The following is a 527-nucleotide window of genomic DNA, read 5'->3' on the forward strand; positions in this document are numbered from 1 at the left end:
GTGGGAGAGGAAGGGGACGGGAAGGGCGCGGACGTGGCGCTGAGGCAGGGGCGCCGGTACGTGCGCAGGCTGCTGCCGGTGAAGCGGCTGCAGCAGGGGCGGGTGCCGCTGAAGCAGCGGGGCGTGTACCTGCTGGTGGGAGGCGGAGGAGGCATCGGGCTGGCGGTGGGGGAGTGGCTGGCGAGGAAGTACGCGGCACGGCTGGTCATCGTGGGACGGCGCGAAGCAGAGGGAGCGCTCGCGCAGAAGCTGAAGGGGCTGGAGGCCGCCGGAGCCGAAGTGGAGTACGTGCGGGCGGACGTGACGAAGCCGGGTGAAGCGGCGCGCGTCGTCGCGCAAGCGAAGCAGCGCTTCGGCACCGTGCACGGCGTCTTCCACCTCGCCGTGGTGATCCAGGACCAGCTCCTGGAGCGGATGACTGAAGGCATGCTGCGCACGGTGCTGGACTCGAAGGTGAAGGCGAGCGTGGCGGTGCACGCGGCGCTGGAGGGAGAGCCGCTGGAGTGCGCGGTCTTCTTCTCCTCGGG

At 71.2% G+C, this 527-nt stretch carries 1 protein-coding gene; it reads left to right on the plus strand.

What is annotated here, in order from left to right; genetic code table 11:
* On the plus strand, nucleotides 1-527 hold a 527-nt coding region (locus tag ACLEQD_RS45055; RefSeq protein ID WP_410392015.1), incomplete at both ends, for an SDR family NAD(P)-dependent oxidoreductase.

Origin of the sequence: Corallococcus sp. 4LFB (assembly GCF_046520365.1) — a bacterium.
GTDB lineage: Bacteria > Myxococcota > Myxococcia > Myxococcales > Myxococcaceae > Corallococcus > Corallococcus caeni.